The sequence below is a fragment of the Jujubicoccus corallicola genome (assembly GCF_047345645.1).
GTDB lineage: Bacteria > Pseudomonadota > Alphaproteobacteria > Rhodobacterales > Rhodobacteraceae > JBLEFH01.
In genome coordinates, this window is sequence record NZ_JBLEFH010000001.1 from 13,433 (window position 1) to 37,184 (window position 23,752).

General features: G+C 60.5%; 19 protein-coding genes and 1 tRNA gene. 10 read left to right on the plus strand and 10 right to left on the minus strand.

Going from position 1 to position 23,752, the window contains the following annotated elements; translation table 11 throughout:
* Nucleotides 1–51: 51 nt before the first annotated feature.
* The 6 genes from ACMA5I_RS00070 to tsaD all read right to left on the minus strand — a co-directional run bounded on the left by ACMA5I_RS00070 (nucleotide 52) and on the right by tsaD (nucleotide 7,399).
* The gene (locus ACMA5I_RS00070; RefSeq protein ID WP_525884176.1) at nucleotides 52–3,207 is read right to left on the minus strand and encodes an efflux RND transporter permease subunit; all 3,156 of its coding nucleotides are present in this window, start codon (nucleotides 3,205–3,207) and stop codon (nucleotides 52–54) included.
* Nucleotides 3,204–4,442, minus strand: a complete 1,239-nt coding sequence (locus tag ACMA5I_RS00075; protein WP_525884177.1) for an efflux RND transporter periplasmic adaptor subunit — start codon at nucleotides 4,440–4,442, stop codon at nucleotides 3,204–3,206. The genes ACMA5I_RS00070 and ACMA5I_RS00075 overlap by 4 nt, the downstream gene beginning before the upstream one ends.
* 280 nt (nucleotides 4,443–4,722) lie before the next feature.
* Entirely contained in the window at nucleotides 4,723–5,142 is a 420-nt protein-coding gene (locus tag ACMA5I_RS00080) for an EVE domain-containing protein (protein ID WP_525884178.1), read from the minus strand.
* Nucleotides 5,139–5,405, minus strand: a complete 267-nt coding sequence (locus ACMA5I_RS00085; RefSeq protein WP_525884179.1) for a YciI family protein — start codon at nucleotides 5,403–5,405, stop codon at nucleotides 5,139–5,141. Before ACMA5I_RS00085 ends, ACMA5I_RS00080 begins: the two co-directional genes overlap by 4 nt.
* Nucleotides 5,406–6,329: an NAD(P)H-dependent glycerol-3-phosphate dehydrogenase gene (locus tag ACMA5I_RS00090; RefSeq protein ID WP_525884180.1), complete on the minus strand. Its 924-nt coding sequence runs from the start codon at nucleotides 6,327–6,329 to the stop codon at nucleotides 5,406–5,408.
* Nucleotides 6,326–7,399, minus strand: a complete 1,074-nt coding sequence (gene tsaD / locus ACMA5I_RS00095) for a tRNA (adenosine(37)-N6)-threonylcarbamoyltransferase complex transferase subunit TsaD (RefSeq protein WP_525884181.1) — start codon at nucleotides 7,397–7,399, stop codon at nucleotides 6,326–6,328. Before tsaD ends, ACMA5I_RS00090 begins: the two co-directional genes overlap by 4 nt.
* A gap of 98 nt (nucleotides 7,400–7,497) precedes the next feature.
* Here tsaD and ACMA5I_RS00100 point away from each other — a divergent pair, with 98 nt between their 5' ends.
* From ACMA5I_RS00100 to ACMA5I_RS00145, 10 genes are all read left to right on the plus strand, one after another.
* Nucleotides 7,498–8,154: a uroporphyrinogen-III synthase gene (locus tag ACMA5I_RS00100; RefSeq protein ID WP_525884182.1), complete on the plus strand. Its 657-nt coding sequence runs from the start codon at nucleotides 7,498–7,500 to the stop codon at nucleotides 8,152–8,154.
* A 123-nt stretch (nucleotides 8,155–8,277) separates the two neighbouring features.
* Nucleotides 8,278–9,957 carry a COG4223 family protein gene (locus ACMA5I_RS00105; RefSeq protein ID WP_525884183.1) on the plus strand — a complete coding sequence of 560 codons (1,680 nt, stop codon included), beginning with the start codon at nucleotides 8,278–8,280 and terminating at the stop codon, nucleotides 9,955–9,957.
* Between the two features lie 15 nt (nucleotides 9,958–9,972).
* A complete protein-coding gene (locus ACMA5I_RS00110) occupies nucleotides 9,973–11,439 on the plus strand; it encodes a heme biosynthesis protein HemY (RefSeq protein WP_525884184.1) in 1,467 nt (488 codons plus the stop codon).
* A 75-nt stretch (nucleotides 11,440–11,514) separates the two neighbouring features.
* A tRNA-Thr gene (locus ACMA5I_RS00115) sits at nucleotides 11,515–11,590 on the plus strand.
* Between the two features lie 165 nt (nucleotides 11,591–11,755).
* Nucleotides 11,756–13,063 (plus strand): tyrosine-type recombinase/integrase, encoded by a 1,308-nt coding sequence (locus ACMA5I_RS00120; protein WP_525884185.1) that lies wholly within the window; start codon nucleotides 11,756–11,758, stop codon nucleotides 13,061–13,063.
* A 483-nt stretch (nucleotides 13,064–13,546) separates the two neighbouring features.
* Nucleotides 13,547–14,296 (plus strand): carboxymuconolactone decarboxylase family protein, encoded by a 750-nt coding sequence (locus ACMA5I_RS00125; protein ID WP_525884186.1) that lies wholly within the window; start codon nucleotides 13,547–13,549, stop codon nucleotides 14,294–14,296.
* An 18-nt stretch (nucleotides 14,297–14,314) separates the two neighbouring features.
* Nucleotides 14,315–14,776, plus strand: a complete 462-nt coding sequence (locus ACMA5I_RS00130; protein WP_525884187.1) for a (R)-mandelonitrile lyase — start codon at nucleotides 14,315–14,317, stop codon at nucleotides 14,774–14,776.
* 57 nt (nucleotides 14,777–14,833) lie between these two features.
* Nucleotides 14,834–15,790, plus strand: a complete 957-nt coding sequence (locus ACMA5I_RS00135) for an alpha/beta hydrolase (protein ID WP_525884188.1) — start codon at nucleotides 14,834–14,836, stop codon at nucleotides 15,788–15,790.
* 87 nt (nucleotides 15,791–15,877) lie between these two features.
* Entirely contained in the window at nucleotides 15,878–16,789 is a 912-nt protein-coding gene (locus ACMA5I_RS00140) for a LysR substrate-binding domain-containing protein (protein WP_525884189.1), read from the plus strand.
* Between the two features lie 807 nt (nucleotides 16,790–17,596).
* Nucleotides 17,597–17,836, plus strand: a complete 240-nt coding sequence (locus tag ACMA5I_RS00145; protein ID WP_525884190.1) for a hypothetical protein — start codon at nucleotides 17,597–17,599, stop codon at nucleotides 17,834–17,836.
* Between the two features lie 500 nt (nucleotides 17,837–18,336).
* Here the strand turns inward: ACMA5I_RS00145 and ACMA5I_RS00150 are convergent, their stop codons facing one another.
* The 4 genes from ACMA5I_RS00150 to ACMA5I_RS00165 are packed head-to-tail and all read right to left on the minus strand — an operon-like array spanning nucleotide 18,337 to nucleotide 23,750.
* Entirely contained in the window at nucleotides 18,337–20,205 is a 1,869-nt protein-coding gene (locus ACMA5I_RS00150; RefSeq protein WP_525884191.1) for a 3-hydroxybutyrate oligomer hydrolase family protein, read from the minus strand.
* Nucleotides 20,206–20,258: 53 nt separating this feature from the next.
* Nucleotides 20,259–20,564 (minus strand): AtuA-related protein, encoded by a 306-nt coding sequence (locus ACMA5I_RS00155; protein ID WP_525884192.1) that lies wholly within the window; start codon nucleotides 20,562–20,564, stop codon nucleotides 20,259–20,261.
* Nucleotide 20,565: 1 nt separating this feature from the next.
* Entirely contained in the window at nucleotides 20,566–21,894 is a 1,329-nt protein-coding gene (locus tag ACMA5I_RS00160) for an acyclic terpene utilization AtuA family protein (RefSeq protein ID WP_525884193.1), read from the minus strand.
* Nucleotides 21,891–23,750 carry a TRAP transporter permease gene (locus ACMA5I_RS00165; protein WP_525884194.1) on the minus strand — a complete coding sequence of 620 codons (1,860 nt, stop codon included), beginning with the start codon at nucleotides 23,748–23,750 and terminating at the stop codon, nucleotides 21,891–21,893. Before ACMA5I_RS00165 ends, ACMA5I_RS00160 begins: the two co-directional genes overlap by 4 nt.
* Nucleotides 23,751–23,752: the final 2 nt, after the last annotated feature.

Consider the following 23,752-nt stretch of genomic DNA (forward strand, 5'->3'; position numbering starts at 1 on the left):
TGTATCCGGTTCAGGACAAAAAACAGGCTCCTGAAGGAGCCTGTTTCTCAGCTAGCTTTCGCTCTTCTGTGCCTCATCGGCGGGGACCCTCATCCCCGTTTTTCGCCCGACCCATTCTGACATGTGCTGAATGAGGAAATAGAGCGTTGGGATGATGAAGAGGCCAATCAGCGTCGCGCCGAGCATCCCGCCGATCACCGTATTCCCGACCGCGTTTTGCGCGCCCGCACCCGCGCCGTGGGAGTGGGCGAGCGGCAGAACGCCGAAGATGAAGGCGAGGGCGGTCATCAGAACGGCGCGGAAACGGGTCTCCGCCCCGCTTCGGGCGGCGTCCTTGATCGACATGCCTTCTTCGCGTCGCTCCTTACAGAATTCGACAATCAGAATGGCGTTCTTCGCCGCGAGACCGATGAGCAGGACGAGGGCGATCTGCACATAGAGGCTCATTTGCAATCCGGCATTGACGAGGCCGAGTGCCGCGCCAAACGCCGCTGCACCGAGCGAGAGCATGATGCCGATGGGCAGCGCGAAGCTCTCATAGAGCGCCACAAGGAAGAGATAGGCGAAGACCAGCGACAGCGCGTAGACCGCAAGCTGGTTGCCGCCGCCCTGTTCCTCTTGGAAGGACAGGCCCGCCCAAGCGACGCCGTAACCTTCCGGCAACTCGTCCTGCGCGATCTGCTCCACGGACGCCATGGCCGCGCCGGAGCTTTGGCCTGCGGCAGGTTGGCCGTTGATCGAGGCGGAGACCGACTGGTTGAAGCGCGTGATCACAAACGGGCCAAGCACGGTTGTGGTGGAGGCCACGGTGCGGATCGGCACCATCGCGCCGGTGTCGCTTTGCACGTAAAGATCCAGTACGTCCTCGACCTCGGAGCGATACATGCCCTCAGCGGAGATCGTGACCTGATAGTTTCGCCCGCCCGTGGTGAAATCATTCACATATCGTGAGCCGAAACTCGTGCCGATTGTCGTGTAGATGTCCTGCGGGCTGAGGCCGAGGCGTTCCGCACGGACGCGGTCAATGTTCACAAAGACCTGCGGCACATCGGCGCTGAAGGTGGATGAGAGACCGCCGATTGCCGGGTCCTGATTGGCCGTAGCGAGGAAAGAGCGCAGGGTTTGCGCCAGTTCTGCCGGCTCCTGACCTTCAAGCGCCTGAAGCCGGAGGTCAAGACCGCCAACGGCCCCTACGCCGGGGATCGGCGGCGGTGGGAAGGCGGCAATGGAGGCACCGGGGATCTGCGCAAACTCCTGATTGAGCGCGCCGAGGATCCCGCCGATTTGTGTCTCTGCGGATAGGCGATCCTCCCATGGCTCCAGCGCGACGACGGCCATCCCGCCATTTGGCGAGAGCGTGCCCTGAAGGATGCTGTAACCCGCCACGGAAAGGACTTCCTGGACGCCGGGCGTGCCGTCGAGACGCTCGCGCACGACTTCCATGATCTCCTCGGTCCGCTCCAGCGAGGCCGCGTCTGGAAGCTGGATGTTCACGAAGACCGCGCCCTGATCCTCCGCCGGGAGGAAGGTGCTCGGCAGGCTGGTGAAGAAGTAATAGGCGCCAAACATACATGCCGCGAGAATGCCCACGGGGATTGGCCAGAGGCGCAGAAGCACGCCCACGATTTTCCCGTAGGTATTCCGCAGCCAGTTTAGGAATTTCTCGATATAGGAGAGCGGCCCGCGACGGTTCTCTTTTGGCGGACGCAGCATGATCGCCGAGAGCGCGGGGCTGAGCGTCAGCGCCACGATGGCGGACATCACGAGACCTGCGGAGAGCGTCACGGCGAATTGCCGGAACAGCTGACCGTTGATGCCAGGAAGGAACGCCGTTGGCACCACCACCGCGAGAAGCACGAAGGTGGTTGAGATGATCGGGCCCGTGATTTGCCCCATAGCCTGACGCGCGGCGTCCGGCACCGGCGTTTCGGGGTGCTCTTCCAGAATATGTTGGACGTTCTCGACCACAAGGATCGCGTCATCCACCACAAGGCCAATAGCTAGCACCAGTGCGAGCAGGGAGATCGTGTTGAGCGAGTAGCCCATGATGAGCAGCACCGCCATTGCACCGAGCAGCGAGACCGGGATGGCAAGGCCCGCCACAACGGTCGCGCGCCAGTCTTGCAGGAAGAGGAAGGTCACGACCATCACGATGATGAAGGCTTCAACGAGGATCGTCATGATGAGATCCACGCTGGAACTCACGAAGAGGGTGGAGTCGTAAACGGCCTCGTATTTCAGATCCTGCGGGAAGCTTTGTTGTGCGTCGTCCAGCATGGCGAGCACGGAATCACGGGTTTCGAGCGCGTTCGCCCCCGGCCCAAGATTGACCATCATCATGGTCGCATCGCGCGCACCGACCTTGGCCTGCGCGTCGTAGGATTGCGCCCCGAGTTCGATCCGGGCCACATCGCCAAGGCGGACAATGCTGCCATCTTCGCCGGTCCGCACGATGATCCGCTCGAATTCTTCAGCTTCGGCCAGACGGCCCTCGGCGACGAGCGTGTATTGCACCAATGTGCCGTCGGGAGAGGGCGGCGCACCAACGGCACCAAGGGCGGCCTGCACGTTCTGGGTCTGGATCGCTGCGGAGACTTCGGCTGCGGTCACACTGAGCGCATTCATCTTCGGCGTGTCGAGCCAAACCCGCATCGAGTATTCGGACGCGCCGATCACCGACGCATCGCCAACGCCCGGAATCCGGACAATCTCATCAATGATCCGGCTGTTGACGTAGTTGGACACCTCAAGGTTATCCATCTGCCCATCTTCCGCATAGAAGCCGAGCGCAAGCAGGAAGTCCGGCGAGCTCGCACGCACCGAAACGCCCTGCTGCTGCACCGCATTGGGCAGGCTCGACATGGCAAGCTGCACGCGGTTTTGCACATTCACCTGCGCCTGATCGGAATCCGTCCCGATTTCGAAGGTGATGGCGAGCGAATATTGCCCGGCGTTGGAACTGGTGGAGGACATGAAGCTCATATCGTCCACGCCGTTCACCGAGGATTCGATGGGACCGCCGATCACATCGGCAATCGTCTCGGCGCTCGCGCCCGGATAGACGGTGGTGACGTTGACTGTCGGCGGGGTAATCGCCGGATATTGCTGAACGGGAAGGGAGAGAAGCGCAAGGCCGCCGACGATCGAAATCAGGATCGAGACGACAAGCGCAAAGCGGATGCGGCTGATGAAGAAATTGGAGATCATTGGGTGTTTTCCGCGTTTTCAGTCGCTTCGTCGTCAGCGGCTTCGGCCCCTGCTTCACTTGCGGAGTCTTCAGCGGGCGCTTCGGCTTGCTCGCTGCCGCCGGTCTCCGCCACGTTTACCGCCATGCCATCCTGAAGACGCTGCACGCCCTGCACGACCACAGCTTCACCGCCCTCAAGTCCCTCGGTGACGGCCCAGCCATTTTCGACCCGCGCGCCGGTGGAAATGCGGCGTTGTGAGACGGTATTGTCGCCATTCACGGTAAAAACGTAACGGCCCTCGCGGTCCTGAAGCACGGCCGTTTGCGGGACAATCGGCATCTCCTGCGGGTTCTTTTCCTCAATCACGATGGTCGCGAACTGGCCCGGAAGCAGGACAGCTTCGGGGTTCTCGTAGATCACACGCACCGCGACGCTGCCCGTCGCGGTGTCCACCGTGTTCGAGATGTATTCGAAGGTGCCGCTATGCGGATATTCCGACCCATTCGCCAGTTGCAGATTGAAGTTGATATTCTCGGTGCCTTCCTTCGCCTGACCGGATTCGGTCAGCTCCAGCATGATCTGCTCAGGAATCGAGAAGACGACGCGCACCGGATCAAGTTGTACGATCTCCGCCAGCGCGCCCGAGGACGGTCCGACAAAGTTGCCCTTGGTGATCAGCGCGCGGCCGATTTTGCCGGTGATGGGGCTGGTGATCGTGGTGTAACCGAGGTCGATTTCCGCGAGCTCAACACTCGATTGCGCAGCCTGCACATTGGCCTGTGCGACCTGAAAATCCGCGCGCGCCTGCTCGAGATTGACCTGCGCGGCGGCGTTGCGGTTAACGAGGGCCTGCTGGCGATTGGCTTCGCTCTCAGCCCGCACCCGCTCGGCCTCTGCTTGCGCCAAAGCGGCCTGTGCCGAGGCAACCTGCGCCTGATACTGATCCGGCTCAATCTTAAACAGCTCATCGTTCTCCGTAACGATTTGGCCCGGTTCGAAAGTGACTTCTTCGATGAAGCCCTGAATACGCGCCTGAATATCAACACTTTCCACGGCCTCAACCGTTGCGGTGAAGCTTTCCGGGGCCTCAATCGGCGCGACATTGATTTCAGCGGTCACAACCATCGGTGCCGGGGCCTGCTGTTGTTGCGGCGCGTCTTCGCCCTCTTCCTGCGCGAAGACGGGCAGGGTTGCGAGGGCCACACTGCCCATGAAAACGGACGGATAGAGAAGCGAAACGCGAAACTTTTGCATGGGGAGGCCTTCTGTTGGGACGCGCAGAAACGCGGAACGTGACTTCAAATCTATGTTAACTCTGACTCAGATTGCAAAGACTAAGGCAAAGTTAACTACTCGACATGTGCCGAATTTCGCCAACGGGCAGGAACTTTAGAAAGTAAAAAGGCGCATCAAACTGCGACACGCGGTGATAGAAAAAAGATGCAATCACCGAAAATTCATCGTCGGAATAAGGGCTTTGCGCGCGGCGCGCAAGCCCCTGTTCCTTATGTCACTTTTATGACCCAACGGCAGGTTAGGGTTTCACACCGCCCATTTCGCAGATCGCTTTCCACTCGTCTTTCGTGACGGGCTGGACCGAAAGCCGCGAATTATTAACGAGAATCATTTCGTCAAACCGCTCATCGGCTTTTACGTCATCAAGGGTGATCGGCGTCTCGAAGGCGTCCAGTGCCTTGATGTCCACACATTCCCAACGGTCATCATCGGTGGTGCTGTCCGGATGCGCCTCGGCGATCACCTCACAAGTGCCGACGATGCGTTTTTCCTTCACCGAGTGATAGAAAAACCCGCGATCCCCGACCTTCATCTCCCGCATGTTATTACGCGCCTGATAGTTGCGCACACCGTCCCATTCCTCGCCCTTGTCGCCCTTTTCGACGAGATCATCCCAGGAAAAGGTGTTGGGTTCGGATTTGAAGAGCCAGTAGTTCATAGCACATGCTTCCATTCGTTAATCTCGGTGGAGGCGAAGAGCCCGGCTTTGGCATAAGGGTCATTGGCGGCCCAAGCCTCCGCCGCCGCGCGGTCCTCGACATCGAGAATGCAGAGGGAGCCGACCATATTGCCGTCCTCAATGAGCGGGCCGCCAAATTTCACCGCGCCGCTCTCCTTGGCATAGGCCAGATGCGCGTCGCGATTGGCTTTGCGGGTCTCAAAGTGGTCCGGCTTATCTTTGCAAATCAGGGCAAACAGCATTTATTCCTCCGCTTTCAGGGGACGTGATAACAACTCCTGCATCGCCGCGTCGAGAGGCAGCGCGCCTTTGAGAACATCGGTGACAGCGGCGGCAAGGGGCAGGTCGACGCCGTATTCTTTGCCGAGAAGAAGCGCGGCTTCGGCGGTCGCGACCCCCTCGACGGTGTTGTTGCCATCAGCCTCGCCGGTCGCGCGTCGCCAGCCCAAATCGAAATTGCGCGAGGCGCGGGAGGCGGCGGTCAGCGCCAGATCACCAAGGCCAGAAAGACCCATGAGCGTTTCCTCCTGCGCGCCCATGGCGAGCGCGAGACGGCGGATTTCGGCAAAGCCGCGGGTCATTACCGCCGCGCGGGCGCTTTCGCCAAGACCCGCGCCCGCCGTGAGGCCGCAGGCGATGGCCGTCACATTTTTCAGCGCACCGCCGAGTTGCGCGCCGGTCATATCGTCCGAACGATAGAGCCGGAGGCGCGGAGTGGAGAGCCTTTCCTGAAGGGCCTTGTCGCCACCCGCGAGCGTCAGGGCCGTCGGGAGCCCGCGCGCGATTTCGCCTGCGAAGCCGGGTCCGGTGAGGACGGCCAGCGGGTTCGGCAAATCAGCGGCGATTTGCGACTGCATTCGCCCGGTGCCCGTTTCGAGACCTTTGGCGCAGAGGATGAGCGGGACGTTGGGCAGTGTCTCGCCATTCTCCGCGAGAAACCCGGAGGTCTGCTGGGCAGGCAAGACCAGCAGCAGGGCTTTAGCGGTCTTGAGATCGCCCAAATCGCTTGTTGTGCGAAGTTTTCCGGGCAGGGTCACCCCCGGCAGGCGCGGATTCTCGCGGGCCCAATCGACGTTGCGGCCCCAGAGCGTGACATCCTGCCCGCCTTCGGCCTCAGCAATGGCAAGTGCTGTGCCAAACGCACCCGAGCCGATGACCCCGATCATGCCTTCACCCCGCGTTTGCCCGCGCCGAGCATGGGCGTTGCGTTTTCATCCAGCGGCCAGCGGGGGCGAGCGTTGAGGGTCATGTCATCGACATCGCCCGCCGCAAAGCGCTCCAGCCCGGCCCACGCGATCATCGCGCCATTGTCGGTGCAGTATTTGAGGGGTGGGGCTAGGAAATCAGCACCCGCCTCCGCCGCGACGCGTTCCAGCGCTACGCGGATAGGCGTGTTTGCCGCGACGCCGCCTGCGACGGCAATGAGCGGCGCGCCGGAGGCGGCCAGTGCGCGGCGGGTCTTTTCCGCCAGCACATCTGCGACTGCTGCCTGAAACCCGGCGCAAAGATCGGCGCGGTCCTGCTCGGTGATCCCGCCCTTTTCCGAAATCAGCAAATCCCGCGCCCGCCGCAGCGCGGTTTTGAGGCCGGAGAAGGACATATCGGAGCCGGGGCGGTCCATGAGCGGGCGCGGGAAGGCGAAGCGAGTGGCATCGCCCTTCTTCGCTTCGGCCTCGACCGCCGGGCCACCGGGATAGGGCAGGCCGAGCAGTTTGGCCGTTTTGTCGAAGGCCTCGCCCGGTGCGTCGTCGATGGTGCCGCCGAGGCGGGTGAACTGGTCCGGGCCCGTGACGTGGAGAAACTGACAGTGTCCGCCGGAGACGAGGAGCATCAGATAGGGAAAGACGACGCCATCGGTCATGCGCGGCGTGAGCGCGTGTCCGGCGAGGTGGTTGACCCCGATCAGCGGTTTTTGGGCGGCGAAGGCGAGGGCTTTGGCGCTCATCACCCCGGCGAGAAGTCCGCCGATCAGGCCCGGCCCGGAGGTGACGGCGATGGCGTCGAGGTCCGCCAGCGTCACGCCGGCTTCCTTTAGCGCGGACGCGATCACGGCATCGAGCTTCTCTGCATGGGCGCGGGCGGCGATTTCGGGGACGACGCCGCCGTAACGACCATGCAAATCCTCTTGCCCCGCCACGCGGCTCGACAGGATCTCGGCAGGCGCGCCCGGCGCGCCGCGCAGGATCGCGGCGGCGCTGTCGTCGCAGGAGCTTTCGATGCCGAGAATAAGTGTCATAAGCCATCGCGTAGCACCCGCGCGCGGCCAAGGCAATTCGCAACGCTGCCCAGAGTGACGCCGCTTGAATTTCCGGGGCGGAGCGGGAGAATGCGCGCATGACCATTCTGCTCACACGCCCCCAAGCCTCCAGCGAAGCGCTCGCGGCACGGCTCGCGCCGCTGCCTTGCCTGATTGCGCCGGTGATGCGGATCGCGCCTGTTGAGACGTTGCCGCCGCTGGATGCTGAGGAGCTCGTGTTCACCTCGGCGGCGGCGGTGCGCGTCTTTGCCGCGCTGTCGGATCGCCGGGACCTGCCCGTTTGGTGCGTGGGCGCGCGCTGCGCTGAGGCGGCGATGGCGGTGGGCATGAAAGCGCAAACGGCGGATGGTGATCTGGCGAGCCTCGATGCGCTGCTTGAGGCCGAGAAGGTCGCGCGGGGCGGGCTTGTGCATCTGAGTGGCACCTATCTGACGGGAGAGTTGCCCGGCGTTCGGAGTATCCCGATCTATGATCAACCGGCGCTGCCGCCCGATCTGGCGGCACTTGCGACACTGGCGGAAGGCGCGATTTCGACCGTCCCGCTTTACTCACCGCGCAGTGCCGCCCTGCTGATGGACTGGATCGGCGACGCCCCGGATGGCGATCCGCTTTACCTTGCCATGAGCCCCGCCGTGGCCGCCAAGATCACAAAAAAAGGCGCTCGAATCGGAACGATTGACCGGCCCGAGGGTTGGTTGATGGAAGAAGCGATCCGGGAGGCCGCATCCCGTTAAGCGGCTTAAATTGTGACAAAACCGGGGAACTGCTTGGAATCGCTGCTGGCCTCCCTTAATGATAGGGCAACAGGGTAGGGAGGCGCGATTTTTCGCGGTCCCTAAGGGGAAGGAGAGGTGCCAATGGCCGAGCGCAAGGACGGTTCATCGTCGAAATCTGCCGACAAAAAGACTGATCAGGCTGAGAAAGGCAAATCCGTCCCCGCAGGCGGAGCATCCCCGGCCAAAGCTGGCGAAATGACCGCGCAGAGCCAGAAAACCACCCCTTCGCAGCATAGTGGCAAGACCGCCGCGCCCGGCAAAGCAGGCGTTGGCGAGGCGAAAGATGCGGCGATTTCCAAGCCTGAAACTGGCGCAAGTAAATCGGCGAAAACATCGGCCAGCAAAGATGCGGACGGGCAAAGCCGCGTCGCTGCGGTTGCAACCGCGGGCGGCGCGTCCATGACCGGCGCGGCGGCCAGCGCCAAGACGGATGACAAGACGCCGAACAAGGCCGTGGCCGATGCGAAACCTGCAAAGACGCAGAGTACAGCACCGAAAAGCACGGCGTCCAAAACCGATACGCCGAAACCGACCCCTGCCAAGACTGAACCGCCGAAGCCGACTGGATCGCAAAGCAGTGCGGCGAAGCAAACGCCCGCCCGCACCGGAACGCCGCAAAAACCGGCTCCGGCGACGAGTGACAGCGATGACAGCGGCTCGATCGCAGGGAAATTCCTGTCCTTCCTTGCTATTCTTCTGGCGGGCGGGGTTCTTGCGCTTTGGCTGGGTCCGAAGCTCGCGCCGCATTTGCCGCAGGGCATGGCCCCGGTTGCCGAGTTCCTCAGCCCCGGTTCGGCGGAAGGCGTGACCGAGGACGAGCTTGCGAGCTTCCGCGAAGAGATCGAGGCGCAGATCGCCGAGGCGGGTGCCGCGTCGGGCGATATGAGCGGCGAGATTGAAGCGGCCGTGAGTCAGGCCACAGAGAATTTCAGCAATCAGATCGCCGCGCTTGAGGAGCAACTGGCTTCCAGCGATGTCGGCGCGCTTGATTCCCGGATTTCGCAGACGGAAAACACGCTGCAAGGTCTTTCGGCCCAGTTGCAGGAGTTCGATCCGTCGCAATTTAGCTCGCTTTCGGATGAAGCGGCGCAGGAGCTTGGCCAGTTTGCCTCTGTGGTTGAGGGGATGCGCGCCCAGATGAGCGATCTTTCGGCGCGCACCGGCGCGATTGCCCAGCGAATCGAAGAGGTTGAGGCGACAACGCAGCAGCGCCTGAGCGAAGCGGAAGAGCAGGTCGCGGCCAGCGAAGAAGCGGCGCAAGCGGCCGAGACACGAGCCGAAGGCCTGCAACTGGCGGAGACCATTCAGAGCGCGATTGAAGAGGGCGCGGGCTATCAGGAACCGCTTGGCGAACTTGAAGCGCTTGGCGTGTCGATCCCGGCTCCTTTGTCCGAGAATGCGGGCGGAGTTGAGGCCGTGTCCACGCTGCTTGACGGGTTCGATGCCCTTGCCCGTGACGCGATCAGCGCCGCGCAGCGCGATGTGGGCGGGGACAGCAGCAACTCGATCACCGGCTTCCTGCAAAGCCGCATTTCGGTGCGCTCGATTGAGCCGACCGAGGGCAACACGCCCGACGCCATTCTCTCACGCGTCGAGGGCCATGTGACCAATGACGAAATGGGCGCAGCGATGGAGGAAGCCGAGGCGCTGCCCTCCGCCGCCCGCGACGTGATGGCGGAGTGGCTTGAGCGGGCTGGCGCACGCGCAGACGCAAAAAATGGACTCAGCACCCTGATGCAGTCGCTGAGCAGCAACGAATAAGGCGAGGACGCACCCATGATCTCTACACTCATCAAGATCCTGTTCTTCATCGGCGTTGCCCTGCTCGCGGCGTTCGGGCTCGACTATATGCTGGACCAGCAAGGTTCCATTGCGGTCGCCTTTGCGGGTAAAGAATATGTCTTCACGATGCTCGAAGCGGTCATCGCTCTTGCGGCACTCGGCGCGGTCGTTTGGATTGCCTGGAAGCTGGCGGGTCTGGTTCTGGCGGTGCTCCATTTCCTCGCCGGAGATGAAACGGCGATCTCGCGCTATTTCGCCCGCCGCCGCGACCGTAAGGGTCACGAGGCGCTCCGCGACTCGGTGATTGCGCTTGCTGAGGGGGATGGGGCGAAAGCCAAGAGTGAAGCCGCGAAGGCGCAGAAATTCCTCGACCAGCCCGAGTTGATGCATCTGATCGCGGCCCAAGCAGCCGAGCGCGCGGGCGACCACAATTCTGCGACCGAGCATTACAAGGCGCTGGTCAAAGACGACCGTACCCGCTTCGTCGGCACCCGCGGCCTCATGCAGCAGCAGCTTCAGACCGGCGACAAGGAAACCGCCGCCAAGCTCGCCGAGAAAGCCGCGCAGATGCGCCCGAAACATTCGGAAACGCTTAACACGCTGTTTGAACTGCAAACCGAGCAAGGCAATTGGGAAGGCGCGCGCACCACGCTGAAAGCGCAAGCCGCAGCGATGCGTTTGCCGAAAGACGTGGTGAACCGCCGCGATGCCGTTCTGTCCACCGGCGCCGCGATGGCCGCCCGCGACGCGGGCGTGACCGAGACCGCGCAGGAAGCCGCCAAACGCGCCAACAGCCTCGCGCCGAACCTCGTGCCTGCCGCTGTCATGGCCGCCGAATTGGCCGCGACAAATGGCAACAAGCAGGAAGCTACGCGCGTCCTCAAAAAGGCCTGGGGCATGAACCCGCACCCGGCGCTCGCCAACGCTTTTGCCGCGATTGAGCCGGAAGAGACACCTGAAGAGCGCCGCAAGCGGTTCCAGCAGCTCATCAAAGCCAATAGCGGGAATGCTGAGTCGCGGATGCTCGAAGCGGAACTCGCCCTGGCCGCCGAAGATTTCCCCGCCGCCCGCCGCGCGATTGGCAAGGTGGCCGAAGACGATCCGACCACGCGTTCGCTCTCCATCATGGCGGCGATTGACCGCGGCGAAGGCGCGCCTGACCATGTGGTGCGCGGCTGGCTGACCAAGGCCATGTCCGCCTCGCAAGGCAAGCAATGGGTCTGCAACGTGACCCACAAGCCGCAAGCCGAATGGGCGCCGCTCTCGCAGGATGGCTATTTCGACAGCCTCGAATGGACCACGCCGCCCCGTCTCGACGATGCGCAAGCTGTCAGCCCGGCCGCGCTGATGCCGCTCCTTGAGGACAGCGCCGCGAAGGCCAAAGCCGATGAGGACGCCGAGGTGATCGAAGTGGAACAGGACGACGCGACCGCCGAGGCCGAGGAAACCGCCAAAGCCTAATCCGGATCGCGGGCCGCTCCCGCGATTTCGCCCTTGCAAGCGCGGCCGCATCGCCTTATGCAGCCGCTACCTGATGCCGCTGTAGCTCAGCTGGTAGAGCACGTCATTCGTAATGATGGGGTCGGAGGTTCGAGTCCTCTCAGCGGCACCAGTTTTTCGCGAAATGCGAAGTCGGTTTTCCACGAAATCTCAAATTTTTCAGTACTTTCCTAGACTTACCGGTTTCCGCATGTTTTGCGCTTGGCCGAAATCCCGCAACATTTGCGCCTGAGCGCTTAACCGCGCGACGCCGTCCGACGCTTAAGGGCCGACGCTCATGAGCGTCGTGAACGATCGCGGACGCTTCTATTGGGTGAAGCGCGTCCCGAAGCGCTATTGCGGCGTGGTTGTCGGGAAATGCGGGCAACCCGTCTCGCAAATTCGCCTCGCGCTCCACACCGCAGACCGGCAGGCGGCGAAGCTCAAGGCCGCGCAGATTGAAGCGATCATGCTTGCGGATTGGGAAGACGCACTGGGTTGTGGGTTGTCCCTAAATGCCTGCGACGCGGAGATCGCCCGCCGCATAGCCGAGAACCCGGCTTGCATCTATGCACCCGCGAATTTGCTAAGGTTTCGGAATGAAGGGCCGTCTGAAGAGGCGGTGCATACAGGTGCCGTTGAAGCATTGGATGCGGATGCACCGTCTAGCCAAAAGGAAACATCCAACGCGCCTGACCTCTTTGCCGTTCTGGACGATTATTTCGAACTGACGCGCACGCGGCACCTCAAGAAATCCGCCCCGCAATTAAAACGCTGGAAAGAGCGACGCCATCGCGCCGTCCGACAATTCCTTGAGGCGACACAGAGCGCAAAACAACATGGCAAGCTTGTCGCACCGCGCATTGACGAGATCACCCGTGATGATGCCATCACCTTCCGCAACTGGTGGTCCAAGCGCATCGAAGACGGCGCAGCGTTCGATACGGCAAACAAGTCCATCGGCACAATGTCCGAAATCTTTAAGACATGGGGCGAGTTGCGTGCACCGCATCTCATCAACCCTTTCGCCAATCTGCGCCTGAAAGGCGCGGATGAAGGCAGGCGCCCGGCGTTCTCGCGCGATTGGATCGAAACGCGCCTTCTCGCGCCGGGCGCGCTGTACAGGCTGAACGCCGAAGCGCGAGATATTCTTCTGGTGATGATCAACACGGGCCTTCGCCCCTCCGAGATCACGGAAGCGCCAGTCTCAGATTTTGAGGTCAATGAGGAAATCCCGTTCCTCCGGGTTGCACCCCATGGCCGAGAACTGAAAGTAGCGCATACCAAGCGCGAGATTCCTCTTCTGGGCATTTCACTCGCCGCAGCTAAGCGCATCGTCGCGCGGTGCGGAATCCAGAGATATTGCAATCGGACAGACAGCTGGTCTGCATTGGTGAACAAATATTTGCGGGAACACGAGTTAAGGGAGACGGCTGCGCATTCCGCCTATTCCCTTCGCCACTATGTCGAAGACGCCCTTCTTTCCGCCGGTGTGGATGATCGCATCCGCGCGGATATTCTTGGTCACAAATATCAGCGACCCAGATGTGGCACTGGCGGCGCGCTTGAAGGGAGAAGGGCAGCACTGGAGCGGATCGCATTTTGAGTAAATGAAATGGAAATTCCTTTTGGAACACTCACCGGTTAGTCAATAGAGCAAACGCGAGACAAGCACGCTAAATATCTCGTCCATACAGTTATTGAGCATCTCTAATCAGAAGAGCAGGTGTGAGTTCAAAGTTTTTATCAAAACCCTAAGTTATATCTTAATATGCGACGGGCCCCGAAGCGCACTTTCGGCCCAAAGCCGACCTGTGCGAGAGTTGCTCGCTGTAATGCAGCATTCACCAAACCGATCACTTATCTGCAATGTTGCGCTAGTTGAACGGACAAAGGCGGCTGAGCGCGATTGGGCCGTGAACCAATGTCTGCAACGGAAAGATGTCAGCTTAATACGTGATTTGGCTCGATTCAGCATCGCTGGCAATGCAATTAATGAATCTCATTCATAGGCCCATTCGCAATTATGCGTCTAATCATCTAACGTAACCCCCTCCATATTCCTGTCTAGAAAACACAGGAGCATGACATGAGAACACTTGCACCCTTGGCAGTCGCACTCTTGCTGACGGGCACGGCAAGCCTTGCACAGACCGTCTCCCCGCTTGAACGCGCCGCGCCAGCGCTTGCAGCCTACAATGCCGATGTCGTCGAAGGCGATCTATGGCAGCGCGACGGCCTTTCGCCGCGTGATCGCAGCGTGGTTTCGGTCGCGGCGCTGATCGCTGGTGAAAAGACGGAGTTGCAGCCTCAGGAATTTGCCCGCGCGCTGGATAATGGCGTTACCCCGTCGGAACTCTCGGGAATCATCACCCATCTGGCTTTTTACTCCGGCTGGAACAATGGCGTCGTAGCCGCTGAAACTGCTGCCGACCTTTACGATCAGCGCGGTATCGCCACGACCGATCTGCCCGGAGCGGATATTGAACTGCTGCCACTTGATAAGCAAACCGAGGATGCGCGCCAGTCCAACGTGCAGGAGACCTATGGACCGACCTCGCAGGGCGTCGTCGATTTCACGCAGGATCCGCTGTTTCTGGACCTTTGGCAGCGCCCTGATCTGGACCCGCGCGACCGCAGCCTTGTGACGGTCAGCTCTCTGGTGACCAACGGTCAAAGCGAGCAGGTCACGTTCCACTTGAACCGCGCCATGGATAACGGCTTGACGCGCGAGGAGGCATCCGAGGCGCTGACACAACTAGCCTTCTACGCCAATTGGCCAAACGTCTTTTCGGCAATGCCCGTCTTTCAAGACGTCTTCGACAGCCGCGAACAGTAATCGATAGGAATCTTTGACATGAAAACGCTTATCATAGCCGTAACCCTCGGCGTCGCGACCGCCCCCGCCATCGCGCAGGAGGGCAGCATCACACGTAACGGATCGCAAGCCGCCACCATTGGCGCTGAAGATCTTTTCACCGGAACTGCCTTGGTCGAACCTGTCTTCGGCACCAACGAAAACCGCCCGTTCAGCACAGGCAAGGTCACATTTCTGCCCGGTGCGCGGTCTAACTGGCACACCCATCCGCATGGTCAGACGCTTGTGGTGACCTCAGGCACCGGCTGGACGCAGGAAGAGGGTGGCGAACGTCAGGTGATCAATGCAGGGGATGTCGTCTGGTGCCCGCCCGGTGTCAGGCATTGGCACGGGGCCACGGATACCACCGCAATCACCCATCTGGCCATTCAGCAAGTCGAAGGCGATACCGCCGTCGAGTGGATGGAGCCGGTTACTGACGCACAATATCTGGGCCAATAACCCTAGGGTGCGGGTCGAAGAGACCCGCGTTTTTTCAAAGGCTTGAAAGATAACACCATGACGACCCAAAACAACTTCTATACCTCTGATGCCGTGACCCGCGAAAAGGTCAGCTTCAAAACGCTTTACGGCACCAAGGTTGCCGGCAATCTGTTTACGCCCAAGGATATGGATGCGGCGGCAAACCATCCGGCCATCGTCGTCGGTCACCCCATGGGCGCGGTCAAGGAACAAAGCGCCAATCTCTATGCGACCAGGATGGCCGAGATGGGGTTCGTCGCCATGTCGATTGACCTACCCTATTGGGGCGAAAGCGAGGGCGCGCCGGGCAATCTTGTCTCGCCCGATCTTTATGCCGAGGCGTTCAATGCCGCCGTCGATTTTATCGGTACCCGAGATTTTGTCGATCGCGAGCGTATCGGTGGCATCGGAATCTGTGGCAGTGGCGGTTTCCTGATCAGCGCCGCCAAGATTGATCCGCGGCTCAAGGCGATTGCTACTGTCAGCATGTATGACATGGGTCAGGCCAACCGCAACGCGTTGCAGAAATCGCAAAGCGTCGAACAGCGCAAGCAGGTGATCGCGGATGCCGCCCAGCAACGCTATGCCGAATTCGAAGGCGCGGAGCCCGAACTGACCAGCGGGACACCGCATGAATTGACAGGCAATGCGATCGGTGACGAGTTCTATGATTTCTATCGCACCGAACGCGGCAATGTGACGCCCGATGGACAGTCGCCCGACCGGACGACGCATCCAACGCTGACCAGCAACATGACCTTCATGAACTTCTATCCGTTCAATGATATAGAGACGATCTCACCACGGCCGATGCTCTTCATCTCGGGTGATCAAGCCCATTCGCGCGAATTTAGTGAGGATGCCTATGCCCGCGCGGCCGAGCCGAAAGAACTGCATTGGGTCGAAGGCGCCGGTCATGTTGATCTTTATGACGACCTGGACCTGATCCCGTTCGACAAGCTGGGACAGTTCTTTGAGGAAAAGCTGTCCTGAACCAACAGGCATCTGACCGCTGGTGGTGATTGTTCCCTCATGACCAAAATGACATACTCGGCATTCCGGCATGAGGGAATTTCATCAATGCAGCGCAAGGATATCATTGATCTGATCGCCTTTCTCGAGGTGGCGCGCGAACAAAGCTTTACCAAGGCCGCCGCGCGATTGGGCGTGTCGCAATCCGCCCTCAGCCATACCGTGCGGCAGTTGGAAGAGCGGCTGGATATTCGGTTGCTGACACGAACCACGCGCAGCGTTTCACCGACCGAGGCTGGCGAGCGTCTGCTGAAACGCATCGGCCCGCATTTCGAAGACATCGCCAGCGAGCTGGATGGTCTGAGTTCCCTGCGCGACGAGGTCGCCGGAACGATCCGTATCACCGCCGGCGATTTCCAAATCCGGCAATTTCTGTGGCCGAAGCTGCGCGATTTCCTAGACGCCTATCCCAAGGTGAATGTCGAGATATCGGTGGATTACGGGTTACAGGATATCGTGGCCGAGCGCTTCGACGCAGGCGTCAGGCTTGGCTCCCAGGTGGCGCGCGACATGATCGCCACGCGGATCAGCCCTGATATCCGCTTCGTGATCATCGGGGCACCCTCCTATTTCGAGACACATCCGGTGCCGGAAAGGCCAGCCGATCTGACCGAGCAGGATTGCATCAATCTGCGCCTTTCGACCCATGGTGGTCTTTATCCGTGGGAGCTGGAAGAAAACGGTCGCGAGATCAGTGTGCGGGTCGAGGGCCGGCTGGTCTTCAACAACATCTATGACGTCATAGATGCGGCGCGGGATGGTTTCGGACTGGCCTTCGTTCCTGAAGATCTGGCCCGCTCGGATTGCGAGGCCGGTCGTTTGCAGATCGTCATGCCCGATTACGCGCCGGTTTGGGAAGGGTTTCACCTTTATTACCCAAGCCGCCGTCAGCACTCACCAGCGTTCGCGGCCTTCGTCAAGGCGCTGCGCCATGACAAGGTCAAGGCGTCTGGTCACTAGTCCGATCCAATCCCACAGCATAGCTTCCGCATGATTAATCTTTTTTGATATAATTGAATGTCATTCTCCCCTCCTGTCTGAAATGTCGGCTTTACGATAATGCTACGACTTCCAAGCTTCACCGCCGCGAGTCCGCTTCCCGCCCATCTTTGCCGCTTACCATATGGAAGGAGGCGGGACCTGCAGCAACGTTATGGTCGAGAAAGGCTTTGATCGAGGCAAGGTGCGGGGCCAAAGCTGTTGAAAGGGGCTGAGGTGGAATGAAGCCGCGAAAGAGCTTGTCGCAACCGTCACCGGCGAGGCCGTGCCCGCCAATGATGATCGCCCGCCGTTTTGATGGGCGATCAATCCCGCATCCCCGCGCCCCGTCTTGGGGTCTTCCGCGCATCCCCTCGCGCCCATTTTCCCGCCCGCTCCGCGCCCCCTTTGGAGGAGGAAGGCGGGAAATCCCCCCATTTTGGGCCGGGGAAGGGGTGGAAAGTTGCCAAAGCCTCGTTGGCTTTGAAGCCATCGGCGGCGGATTTCGCGCAAAATGGGCAAATTTGATCCCCAAAAAGGGCCTGAAATCCCCGCAAAATCCCCATATTTTTTCCTTATACATCTGTTTTTATTATATAAATATATAAATGGGGAAGTTGGGGAAGTAATATATGTAACGTGAGAAAAAGATATACGCGAAAAACTATAAAAGCTACGGAGTGCAAATCCCCTCCCCAAAATCCCCAAACGCTCAAATGAAAGGCGAGACCGGACTGAGCGCCGCTGGCGCGCAAGCCGCTTGAGGCGGGCGAGATCGACGGCGGCGAGGTGTGGCGGGCACCGACGGCGGGCATTCTGTCGGTGCTGTCGCCGCGTGATCGCGTCACGTTCAACGATTACGCGCTCACGGTTGCCGCCGTTGTGGCGTCCGGTGGCACGTCCGACCCGACCGGCGGCGGAGGCGGTGCGGCTGGCACCAAAGCGCCAAGCCTCGTCCGCGTCATTGCCGCCGAGCGCCTTCGCAAATATCACATCGCCTTTGAGGGCAAGGCGTTCACCTCGCGCTGAGGTCATGCGGCAATCTTGCGCAAATATGCCCGCAAGTGCGGAGGTCGCAGGAAATAAGCGCAACCAATGCCGGCGGTGTGGTATATCTCTTGGCACGGTCGAAAAGTTGCGCGGTTGTGACGGCTTTGCGGTTTCCCCGCCTTTCGACATTCCCGCTCCCGGTTGATCTTGCGACCATGCCGGCCGCTCTCAGTCAAATTCGTTGAGCTTTATATGCTACTCTCAACCACGGATGTTCACCCGATCATGATAAACGCTCATCTTCTCAAGCCTTATTTGAAAGAGCTTTGGGTCCTTTGAAACTGTTTTCTAACGGGGGATATTCGCGCGCCCGCTGCGTAGAAAAATTTGTTCGTCGCAGCGTGTGTGGGTTTAGGTTGTGGTTGTTGTTTCGAAATCAGCGGGAGGGGATATGCCATCCAAACGATAACAAAGGGGCGTGGGTATAACTCAAAATAACGAACGACAGTCACGCAACTTATCCCCTTGAGCCGGCGAAATCAGTCGGGAACGGTCACGTGTCCATCTTCGACGGAAATCAGATCATCGCCCGGATCCGCCGAGATCTCTGGCATGATCAAGCCGCTGCCATCCTCTCCCGGACCTTCGTCGCTCACTTCTGCGCGCACAACCTGACTGGGCGGCAGGTCGGCATCACCGGTGAGATTGTTCAGCCCAAGATAGGGGCGCGATGTGAAGCCGATGGGAACACGCGCATCGGCGCGGCCATGCACGATGATTGTGGGCGTTCCATGCAGATCGGCGTCGCCGGTCAGATCGTCGATGCCCTCTTGCACACGGATCGCCATGTCAGAGTCGCCAGCAACAAGTTCGCGCAGGCAAAGCGCACCATCTAGATTGTAATCCTCGCGCCCGGTGCTTGACGATTGGGAAATATCATTGCGAATCGGGCCGCGCGGATCGAGATCGTTAATGACGACAATGGACCCTGTGGGTGCACCGCCGGGTGCGTTTGCGAAGATCGGTGCGATTTCCGCCTCTGGAACGGGCCGCGGCAAGCCATCCTTACCAACTGAAGCGATGGAAAGTCCGCAGACGCGGTCTTCCACGCCAAGCCGACCGTGGGACGATGCGTATTTCATCGCCGTTGCGGTCGGTGCGATGACGAAATGCGAAGGATGCAGCGCATCCGATTCCGGCTCCCATCCATAATCCCGCAAATTTTGGAGCGATTCCGCGGCGGCACCTTCGACCGTATCGGCGTCAACAAGGTCCTTCTCAATAAGGCTTTCGCAACGCTGCGCAGCTTGCGTGACGCGATCTGCCCAAGGGGCGTCCGGCGTCGCGAGAGTGGCGCAGGGCTGATAGATGAGGCCGTAAGTGAAGTAGTCCAGCAAAGATTTCCCGGTGCCTTCTCGCGTTGTCTCACCGCGACTGACAGAAACACGATCATCCGGGTCCAGCTGAACTTGGGGCTGCGCGGCCACGATCCCGTCGATGAGACCTGCATCATCATACTCACCCGCATAAAGCGCTGCACCGCCGCCATTGGAATTGCCAGCAACGATGACGAGGGTGTTGTCCGCTGTGAGCGGTTCACTCTCGGGGTTTGTATTATTTAACTGGTAGAGCGCGAATTCGATAGAGCGGACAACATCGCGCCCCCAGCTCGCGTCTGGGTTCTGCTTGGAATGGGCGTGTTTGAACGCGATGCGATGCGGATACTCTTCCAGAAAAGCGTTGCGCGCCTCTTCGGTGAGATCCGCTTTGAAATGTGCATCCGCACCCGCGGCTTCTGCGGAACTACGCGTCCCGTCAATCAGCGTGACGCGATCACGTTCCAGATCGTGGAAACCATTGCCGAGGCCCTTATCCGTGTAGACCACCGCGCAATTCTTTTGCAGACCCCAATAGCCGATTATTCCCACGTCGCGGTAAAGACTGTTCGAGCCAGAGACCGGAACCGCGAGAACACACGGCTCTGTGCGATCGAAATCTGTGGGGACTTGAAGCAGAAACGAGACGTTCTGTTGCCCGCTGCCATCATCGCCATAGGCGAGATATTCGGTGCCTGCCGCCTTTCCATCTCCCGAGACTTCACCTGTTGAAGCGTCCACATTCGGCCCGTAGAGGGTTCCGAAACCGACGGTTCCATTAGTGCCTAGCGAGGCACGACGCAACTCGGCGGCTGTCGGGTTGAGAGGATCGGCATATTCGGAAAGGGTCCCGGCGATCATCCCTTCAACGCCGAGCCCGGCGGTCACGAGATCGTCCGTCTCTCCGTCGAACACGCGCTCATCCATCACCCGAAGCCATTCGGGCGCTTCACTTTGCGCGAAAGCGGATTGAACGGGGCTGATGCCAAACAGGCAGATACTCGCAAAGGTGGTTTTAAATAGCGCTGACATGACAGCTTCCCTCCCTTTGAATTCATAATTGACTGTCCGGCACTTGGCCGGGCTCAGTCGTCGAGCTCCAGATTAAGCAGCGTTGCACCGAGGCATTTCCCATGCGCATCGAGTGCCAGAGACCGGGTCACACCGCCCGACAGCGCGCCTCGAAGAACGAAATTCATCGCGTGAAGCTGCGGGAGCAGATAGCGCCGCACTTCGCTCACGCCGAGCGCTTGAAAATACGCCGCGATACGGTCTTCGGTGAGTTCCGCTTCCAATCGCGGCCAGTCTTCGGGGCGATACGCGATGACGGAGATATTCGACATATCCCCTTTGTCACCCGTGCGCGCATGGGCCAGTTCTCGAAGTCGCATCTCACACCTCCCAGATTTCGAATTGCGTCGGCACGTCGGACGCGGGCATGAATCCCGAGGCGATCCCGATTACTTCGCGCACGCGGCCCGTTACGCCGCCGCCGCCGGATGGCCCGCAGAGATACAGTCCCTCGACTTCTTCGGCCACGCGCGCGGCTGTGTCTTTCGAGAGGCAGCGGGCTGCGAAGCGCATGCGAACTTCGTTGGGTTCAACATTGTTTTCCGAAGGCAGCGGCGTGACGGAATTATAGCCTATCAACTCGCCCCGTTGCTCCAGCACCTCGCCGCTCAGCGGTTGGAGACGCGCTTGAATAAGGTCAATCGCAAGCTGGCCGCGAGCGATACATCCGGGGCCAGCATAAGAAATCTGACCCTCGCCGATCCAGCCGTCTCGATAGCCGACGGAAATCTTGAATGAGCCACTTGGCGCGTGGCCCGTTGCACCCGAGACGGCCACGCGGTCAGGACCAATCTCCTCAAACTGAACCTTGGAAAAATCCGCGATGACATCGGGCTGCAAATACGCCGCCGGGTCGTGGATTTCATAAACCAACTGCTCGGTGCAGGTTGCTTTGCTGACGCCGCCACCGGTGCCATCCAGTTTGGTGATCACCGCGTTTCCATCTGCGGTGACCTCTGCAATCGGGAAGCCGATATGCGCGAGATCAGCGACGTCTTTATAGCCGGGGTCCGCAAAATAGCCGCCGGTGATCTGGGCGCCGCATTCCAGCAAATGCCCAATCAACGTACCTTTCCCGAGTTTGTCCCAATCATCCATCGCCCAGCCGAATTCATGGATGAGCGGCGCGAGGAACAGTGCGGGATCTGAGGCGCGGCCGCAGATGACGACATCCGCACCCGCATCCAGTGCGGCAACAATCGCGCTCGTCCCGATATAAGCGTTGGCCGAAACCAGTTTGTCGCCGAGCGCTGTGGCGGGAGCGCCGGTTTCCTGCAGCTCTAGCGCCTCCGCATGCGCAAAGACATCGTCGCCGGTCACCGCCGCCACCTTAAGGCCCTTGAGGCCAAGATCCGCCGCCACTTCGCGAAGTTTATGCGCAGCGGCAACAGGGTTGGCCGCGCCCATATTGCTCACGATCCGGGTGCCGTTCTTCTGGCAAGCCGGTAGGACTGCGCGCATACGCCGCTCAAGCATCCGGTCATAGCCGCTGTCCGGGTCTTCCAACTTCGCCTGTTGCGCCAAGGCAATCGTCCGCTCCGCCAGACATTCGAACACGAGATAGTCCAGCTCTCCACGCTCCGCCAAATCCTGCGCGGGTTCGATCCTGTCGCCTGCAAATCCGGCGCCTGCTCCGATCCTGATCATCATGTCAGAGCCTCCTTCTTTCTGTGCGTCAGAATGTAGGCAGCGGCGAGGATGACCAGCGAAGACAGTGACGCCAGCGGGTGAGGCCAGATCGCGAGAACAATCACGAGCGCGAGGATGGCCACATCAGCGAGCCGGTTTCCAGTCAGCTTCGTGCGCGCAAGTAGCGCCGGGATGGCGAGAACAAGCGCGAGACCCGCGACCACCGCTTGAAGGATCCCAAACGCGCCGCCCTGCATCGTCATGCCCGGATAAAGCAGCAGCAGGAAGGGCACGACATAGGTGACCGCGGCAAGACGCACAGCTTCACCTGCCGCTGGCAGCCAGTTCGTGTTCGCGATGCCCGAGCCTACGAAAACAGCCACACAGACGGGCGGCGTGATCACCGAGACGGTTGCAAAGTAGAAGACGAAAAGATGGGCCGCGAGAGGCGGAACGCCGACACCGGTGAGCGCGGGCGCCAAGGTCGCTGCAACCAGCACATAAGCCGCAGTCGTCGGCAGACCCATCCCCATGATGAGGCAAATCACGCCGACGATCAGCGCCACCAGCACCGTCGAGTCGCCCGCCATACTTACGATGAGCGAGGACAGTGTGACGCCGATCCCGGTGAGATTGATCATCGACACCAGCACCTGCGCACCCGCGAGAAGAACGCCGATGATCACCATGCCCTTACCCGCATCTTCGAGGCCGGAAACAATACGCCCAACCATCTCACGCAGCGAGAGGCGGCCTGCTTGCGTGCCGATGAAAGCGACAAGCAGTCCGATCACGCCATAGAAGGCGGAGGTCGCGATCGACCGCCCAAGATAGATACCGATGCCAAGTCCGCCCAAGGCGCAGAGGATCGGAAGCACGCGGCGCGGCGCAAGGACGAGTGACCAGGCGGGCAACTCTTCCTCCGGCAAGACTGCCAGATTGCGCCGGATCGCGACGAAATGCACCGTCATGAAGACGGAAACGTAGAAAAGAACGGCGGGGAGGATCGCGCCGACGATTATGGTCCAATAGGACATGCCGAGAATTTCGGCCATCACGAAGGCGGCGGCCCCCATGATGGGCGGCGCGATCTGCCCGCCGGTTGAGGCCACAGCTTCCACCGCCGCCGCGAAGGGACGCGGATAGCCGAGGCGGATCATCATCGGAATAGTGAAATTGCCCGTGGTGGCCACATTGGCGACCGCAGAGCCGGAAATCATTCCGAAAAGGCCGCTGGCGATGGTGGCGATTTTCGCCGCGCCGCCGGGTTGGCGGCCACCGACGCGCATCGCGAAATCCATGAAGGCTTGTCCTCCGCCGGTATGAAGCAAGAGCGCCCCGAAAAGAACGAAGGCGGCAATGACCGTGGCGGCAACACCGGTGAGCATTCCCCAGATTCCGAGGTCACCCAAAAAGATGGTCTCCGTCACGAAGGCCGCGTCGAATCCGCGATGTCCGAGCGCACCCGGGAGGCCATCACCAAAGAGGGCATAGGCAAGGCCGAGCAGCACAAGAATGGGGAAAATCAATCCCACAGTGCGGCGGCCTAACTCCAGCACCGCCCCCACGAGACCGACCGTGAGCGCCATGTCGAGCGGTGTCGCCCAAGGCAGCGACCCCATGATCGTCTCATAATTCCAGATGATATAGCCGCAGGCGATCACGGTGATCGCGGCGAGGGCAAGGTCCACAATCAGACCAATTGGCCGCCATGTGGTGCCTTGCCCCAGCGGATAAAGCGCAAATCCCAGACAACAGACCAGCGCCAGAAAGATCGCACGCTGGACCAGCCCCTCGAAGGGGCCGACCGCAGCGGTGTAGAAAACGAACGCGCCAACTAGGATAGCGAGCGCCGTCTGAAATCGCGCAAGGGTCATGG

Excerpts from the sequence above, each read along its gene's own strand:
- ACMA5I_RS00070 (WP_525884176.1), bottom strand. The coding sequence starts at position 3,207 with ATGATCTCCAATTTCTTCATCAGCCGCATCCGCTTTGCGCTTGTCGTC.
- ACMA5I_RS00120 (WP_525884185.1), top strand. The coding sequence starts at position 11,756 with ATGAGCGTCGTGAACGATCGCGGACGCTTCTATTGGGTGAAGCGCGTC.
- ACMA5I_RS00080 (WP_525884178.1), bottom strand. The coding sequence starts at position 5,142 with ATGAACTACTGGCTCTTCAAATCCGAACCCAACACCTTTTCCTGGGAT.
- ACMA5I_RS00140 (WP_525884189.1), top strand. The coding sequence starts at position 15,878 with ATGCAGCGCAAGGATATCATTGATCTGATCGCCTTTCTCGAGGTGGCG.
- ACMA5I_RS00130 (WP_525884187.1), top strand. The coding sequence starts at position 14,315 with ATGAAAACGCTTATCATAGCCGTAACCCTCGGCGTCGCGACCGCCCCC.
- ACMA5I_RS00090 (WP_525884180.1), bottom strand. The coding sequence starts at position 6,329 with ATGATCGGGGTCATCGGCTCGGGTGCGTTTGGCACAGCACTTGCCATT.
- ACMA5I_RS00125 (WP_525884186.1), top strand. The coding sequence starts at position 13,547 with ATGAGAACACTTGCACCCTTGGCAGTCGCACTCTTGCTGACGGGCACG.
- ACMA5I_RS00135 (WP_525884188.1), top strand. The coding sequence starts at position 14,834 with ATGACGACCCAAAACAACTTCTATACCTCTGATGCCGTGACCCGCGAA.
- ACMA5I_RS00075 (WP_525884177.1), bottom strand. The coding sequence starts at position 4,442 with ATGCAAAAGTTTCGCGTTTCGCTTCTCTATCCGTCCGTTTTCATGGGC.
- ACMA5I_RS00110 (WP_525884184.1), top strand. The coding sequence starts at position 9,973 with ATGATCTCTACACTCATCAAGATCCTGTTCTTCATCGGCGTTGCCCTG.
- ACMA5I_RS00155 (WP_525884192.1), bottom strand. The coding sequence starts at position 20,564 with ATGCGACTTCGAGAACTGGCCCATGCGCGCACGGGTGACAAAGGGGAT.
- ACMA5I_RS00150 (WP_525884191.1), bottom strand. The coding sequence starts at position 20,205 with ATGTCAGCGCTATTTAAAACCACCTTTGCGAGTATCTGCCTGTTTGGC.
- ACMA5I_RS00105 (WP_525884183.1), top strand. The coding sequence starts at position 8,278 with ATGGCCGAGCGCAAGGACGGTTCATCGTCGAAATCTGCCGACAAAAAG.
- ACMA5I_RS00085 (WP_525884179.1), bottom strand. The coding sequence starts at position 5,405 with ATGCTGTTTGCCCTGATTTGCAAAGATAAGCCGGACCACTTTGAGACC.
- ACMA5I_RS00160 (WP_525884193.1), bottom strand. The coding sequence starts at position 21,894 with ATGATGATCAGGATCGGAGCAGGCGCCGGATTTGCAGGCGACAGGATC.
- ACMA5I_RS00100 (WP_525884182.1), top strand. The coding sequence starts at position 7,498 with ATGACCATTCTGCTCACACGCCCCCAAGCCTCCAGCGAAGCGCTCGCG.
- ACMA5I_RS00165 (WP_525884194.1), bottom strand. The coding sequence starts at position 23,750 with ATGACCCTTGCGCGATTTCAGACGGCGCTCGCTATCCTAGTTGGCGCG.
- tsaD (WP_525884181.1), bottom strand. The coding sequence starts at position 7,399 with ATGACACTTATTCTCGGCATCGAAAGCTCCTGCGACGACAGCGCCGCC.